The sequence below is a fragment of the Corallococcus sp. 4LFB genome (genome assembly GCF_046520365.1).
Taxonomy (GTDB): domain Bacteria; phylum Myxococcota; class Myxococcia; order Myxococcales; family Myxococcaceae; genus Corallococcus; species Corallococcus caeni.
Map to the genome: position 1 here is coordinate 1 of NZ_JBKGHJ010000557.1, position 5,036 is coordinate 5,036.

Sequence of the window (5,036 nt, forward strand, 5' to 3'; positions counted from 1 at the left end):
CGCGCGTGCTGGCGCCGCTGGCCGCGCTCCAGGACCGCGAGGTGGTCAGCGCGTGCCTTCCGCCTGAAGGGCGCGTGGGCCCGTGCCGCTGAGCGAGCTTCCCGGCATGGCGGTGCGGCAGCCCGGGCAGGCAACCGCGGGCCGCAGGGCGTGCTGGCCATGGAGCTGGTCGCGCGCGGCACGCCGGAGGCCCCGGAGCTGGAGCTGAACGCGGGCCTGCAGCACCTGGGCGTCGCGCAGACGGCGCTGGGGCAGGCGCGGCTGCACTACTCCTACTCCCAGGCGAAGTCCCTCTTCGACGCGATGCTCACCGCGCCCGGCGGCGGGTCGCTGCTCCTGGGCGGCACGCTGGGGCTGGACCTGTCGCTGCCCGCGTTCCAGGCCGCGCAGGGGCCGGCGAAGAAGGTGGACCGGGCGCCGGTGGAGGTGTCGCTGCGCGCGCGCCGCTTCGACCCGACGTTCCTCTCCGGCATCTCCCCCTACGTGCGCTCGCTGGGCGGGCTCATGCAGGCGGACGCGAACCTGGGCGGCACCGTGGGCGCGCCCACCTTCAAGGGCGCCCTGGCGTGGAAGGACGGCAAGCTGGGGCTGATGGGCTACGGCGAGTACCACGACATCCAGCTCGCGCTGAACGCGTCGCAGCAGCGAATCGAGCTCAAGCAGCTCACCGCGAAGTCCGGCAACGGCTCGCTGGCGCTGACGGCCACCGCGAACCGCCAGGGCAAGGACGGCGAGTTCATCCTGGAGGGCAAGGGCCACACCAAGAACCTGCCCATCGTGGTGGAGGACCAGCTGATGGCCCTGCTCACGCTGAACCTGTCCATGAAGGGCAGCCTCAGCGAACGGCTGGTGAACATCAGCGACCTGTCCATCCCGGAGGCGCACGTCGAGTTGCCGGAGGCCAAGCGCAAGGACCTGCAGCCGCTGGAGCGCCCCGAGGACGTGGTGATGGTCCGCAACGGCGTGCCCGTGGACAAGCGCAAGAAGAAGGAGAAGGCGCCCACGCAGGTGGCCACGTCGCAGAAGGCGCAGAACCCGCGCAACGCCCCGGACTCGCCCGGCATGCCCGGCAACCCGGCGTCCACCGTGGGAGGCAGCGGGGAGGCGGGCAGCCCCACGTCACAGGCGGAGGCGGAGGTCCTGGCGGAGGACGGCGAGGAGGAGGAGGCGCCGCAGCGCCAGTTCTGGGTGAACATCAACGCGCCCCGCAACCTCTGGGTGCGCGGCACGGACCTCAACGTCCAGCTGGGCCTGTCCGAGGGCTTCCGCGTCGAGTACGCCAACGAGGCGCGCATGTTCGGCGAGGTGATGGTGCTGCTGGGCCGCGTGGACGTGCTGGGCCGCCGCTTCGACGTGCAGCGCGACAGCCAGGTGCGCTTCACCGGCCCGGTGATGATGCCGTACATCAACGTCACCGCCGAGCACCGCAACGAGAACGCGAACGTCACCGTCTTCGTCACCGTGCGCGGCCAGGGCAAGGAGGTGACGCTGAAGACCACGAGCGACCCGGCCCTGCCGGAGTCGGAAATCTACACGCTGCTCGCCACCGGCCGCCGCACGCTGGAGCGCGGCTCCGGCGCGTCCATGAACGCGGGCGCGCAGGCCGCCTCCGTGGTGGGCTCGTTCGTGGCCAACGAGGCGCGCAAGGCCATCGCCGCGAAGCTGCCCCTGGACGTGCTCTCCATCGAAGCGGGTGACAGCGGCATCGCCGGCACCAAGCTGGAGGTGGGCACGTACGTGACGGACAAAATCTACGTGGGCTACACCGGCCGCGTGGGCGCCAACCTCCAGAAGGGGGAGAACGCCAACGCCGTGCGCTTCCAGTACCTCTTCAGTCCGCGCTGGAGCCTGGAGGGCATGTACGGCGACGCGCGCTCCGGCGGCCTGGACCTCATCTGGACCAAGGAATACTGACCGCCCGGACGCGCTCACGTCCGGGCGGCGGGGTGACGGCTACAGCGCGTACGTCGCGTAGCAGGTGCCCATGGGCCCCACGCCCGTGTGCCCGCGCCCGGCGCGTCCCGCCACACCCCTTCCGCGCCGCACTGCTGCCAGACGGTGCTGCTCGCCTGCACGCAGGTGCGCGTGGGCACGCCGCGGCCCAGGCGCGTGGAGACGCAGTACGGGAAGGACACGTTGCAGTTGGACGGCTTCGTCGTGGTGCCGCCAATGAAGACGCCCTGCGAGCACTGGCGCCACAGCGCGTCCGACGAGCTCTGCACGCACGAGCCTTCCGGCACCGTGGCGTCCACCGTGCCGGAGTAGCACCCCTCCGCGGTGGTGAGCGTCCACGGGTAGGCCGTCTTGTAGCGGTTGTAGATGGACGCCATCAGCGACGAGCCGCCCACCGTGGTGCGGCCGCACTGGATGGCGTACGCCCCCACCCAGGGCGTGTACGTGTAGAGCGCCGCGGTGGCGTTGTTCACCGGCTTCACCGAGCACGGGTCGGACGTGGACTTCGTCACCCCCGTCTTCCAGCCGGAGATGGTGGCGCGGCCCGCCTCCAGGTCGGTGAGGTAGCCGCGCATCTTCTTCGCCGCGCACTCCACCTGCTTGCCGAAGCCCACGTATTGCGCGTCACAGCCGCTGCTGTCCGGACAGCCGCAGCCCGTGGCCTTGCTCAGGTTCGTGGACGTGCCGCTCTGGATGAGGCTGGACTCGCCCTGGATGCGCGCCAGCATGTACAGCGGGCTGATGTTGGACGCGCGCGAGCGCTCCACGATGAGCGTCGCCGCCGTCTTGCCGTAGGCCGGGTCCGTGTAGCCCGCCAGGTACGAGCCCTGCTGCTGGAGGAAGGCCTGCACCTGCGCCGGCGTGATGCCCGTGCCGCCCGTCACGTCCGAGTCCTCCAGCAGGCGGTGCATGTCGTACTTCGTCGTCGCCTCCTGGAGCACCTGCCCGGTCAGCTCGTCGATGACGGGCTCGGGGGTCTCATCCAGGGGACCGCAGCTGGCCGCCAGCAGCGCGGGGACCAGCAGCACACACAATCGGAGCTTCATCACGCACACCTCGGGGAAGGAAGCCCGGCTGTTAGCCGGTGGGGCGGGCGTGACTCAAGACTTTCCTGGAATGCGAGAACAACCCATCCGCAAGGGGGGGCATGGAGGGACAGGGCCGGAGTAGAGTTTTGGACATCATGCGGACCCCTGCCCTGTTTCGTCGGAAGTGTTGGCCGTTCCTCGCCGCGGGCCTGCTGGCCGTGGCGGGCTGTTCGGATTCGAGTTCGCCGGGTGAGGAGCCTGGACCGGGCACGGATGGGCCCGGGGTGACGCCGGGTGACGGCTCGGAGTGCCTGGGCGCGGCGTTCCTCACCCCGCTGGGCAAGAGCACGCTGCTGGTGGGCGCGCAGATGGAGGATGACACCGCGAAGGCGGCGCCCTTCGACGTGCGCTACCTGTACCTCGCGGCGGGCCTCTTCGATTCGAAGGACGCGTGCCAGTCGTGCGCGTCCGGGTGCACGTCCGACGGCGCGTCGTGCTCCAACGCGGGCGGCGGCTGCGGGTGGTGGGGCTGCTGGCAGTACGACCAGGAGGCGCCCGGCGCCTACGTGCGCGACTTCATCAAGGCCGCGCAGGCGAACGGGCAGCTCCCCTTCATCACCTACTACGAGGCATACCAGTCCAGCGGCTACGCCGAGGGCGAGGCGCAGCTCAAGGCGCTCAACGACTCCGCGTTCCTGGGGCGCTACCTCGCGGACTGGCGCTTCCTGCTCAAGCAGGTGGGCCAGGAGAAGGTGCTGCTGCAGATTGAGCCGGACATGTGGGCCTACCTCCAGTTCTTCCCCAAGGACGGCCGGGCGCAGTCCACGCCGGTCGCGGTGAAGGCGGCGAACCCCACGGACTGCGGCGGCCAGGAGAACAACGGCGCGGGCCTGGGCCGGTGCATGATCGCCATGGTGCGCAAGTACGCGCCCAACGCGAAGGTGGGCCTGCACGCGAGCGCGTGGGCGACGAAGACGGACGTGTCCGGCAACACGGACGCGTCGTTCGACGTGGCGAGCGAGGCGAACAAGGTCGCGGACTTCCTCCTGTCCGTGGGCGCGGGCGACACGGACTTCGTCACGGTGGAGGCGTCCGACCGCGACGCGGGCTGGTACCAGGAGACGACGGGCAGCGCGGTCTGGTGGGATCCGGAGAACCGCAAGCTGCCGCACTTCCACCAGGCCTTCACCTGGGCGAAGGCCGTGTCCACGCGGCTGAACAAGCCGCACCTCTGGTGGCAGCTGCCGGTGGGCAACATGGCCCTGCCCAACAGCGGCAAGCAGTGGCGCGACAACCGCGTGGACTACTTCCTCACCCACCCGGGTGAAGTGGCCGCCGCGGGCGGCGTGGGCATGCTCTTCGGCGCGGGCAACAATGAGCAGACCACGCCGGAGACGGACAACGGCAACCTGGTGAAGCGCGTGAAGGCCTACAAGGACGCGGGCGGCCAGGCCGCGTGCGTGAAGCCCTGAGCCGCTGAAGCAGGTCCTGCGTCGTCGCTTCCCGGGTGCTGGCGTGCGCGATTTGCGCCAGCACTAGCTCAAACGAGTGACTGCCACTCCTCGCGTGCCTTCTCCAACTTGGGGCCCGTGAAGGGGTGGATGTCTCGCGATGCGAGGGGGAAGCGATGACCAGCGCTGAGTTCCTTTCCGATGTGGAGTCCCTCGACGCCATGGACCCCTGGGAGGGCGCGGATGCCCTCCAGGAGTTGGAGGCGCTGGCGGACGAGTTCAGCGACCTGGAGGCCTTCGAGGCCGAGGGCTTCGCGGACGACGGCTTCGGGGCCGACGGCTTCGGGGCCGAGGGCTTCGAGGACGACGGCTTCGAGGAGCTGTTCGCCGAGGCCGAGGCGGAGGACGCCTTCCTGGAGGAGGACGGCTTCGACGCGTTCGAGCAGGACGCGGCCAGCGGGCTGTACCTGCCGGCCCCTGCCCCACGCCTCGTGTCCGGGCCCGCCGCGGTGACGCTGGCGCGGGCGCTCAACCCCTTCGTCCTGGAGTCCATGGACGCGGATGACGCGGAGGCGTTCCTCGGCCGCATCGCCCGGCGCGTGCG

General features: G+C 70.5%; 3 protein-coding genes and 1 pseudogene. 3 read left to right on the forward strand and 1 reads right to left on the reverse strand.

The genetic code is table 11. The annotated features are described in order from the left end of the window. Nucleotides 1–159: 159 nt before the first annotated feature. A complete protein-coding gene (locus tag ACLEQD_RS36720) occupies nt 160–1,914 on the forward strand; it encodes a translocation/assembly module TamB domain-containing protein (protein WP_410390547.1) in 1,755 nt (584 codons plus the stop codon). Nucleotides 1,915–1,928: 14 nt separating this feature from the next. Here the strand turns inward: ACLEQD_RS36720 and ACLEQD_RS36725 are convergent, their stop codons facing one another. Next, on the reverse strand, nt 1,929–2,999 hold the full coding sequence (locus tag ACLEQD_RS36725; RefSeq protein ID WP_410390548.1) for a hypothetical protein: 1,071 nt from the start codon (nt 2,997–2,999) through the stop codon (nt 1,929–1,931). A gap of 137 nt (nt 3,000–3,136) precedes the next feature. On the opposite strand from ACLEQD_RS36725, the gene ACLEQD_RS36730 reads away from it, so the two are divergent. Together ACLEQD_RS36730 and ACLEQD_RS36735 are read left to right on the forward strand one after the other, a co-directional pair. Further along, nucleotides 3,137–4,453, forward strand: coding sequence for a hypothetical protein (locus ACLEQD_RS36730; RefSeq protein WP_410390549.1), 1,317 nt, complete (start codon nt 3,137–3,139; stop codon nt 4,451–4,453). 200 nt (nt 4,454–4,653) lie between these two features. Further along, a pseudogene (locus ACLEQD_RS36735) lies at nt 4,654–5,036 on the forward strand (hypothetical protein); the annotation flags it as partial.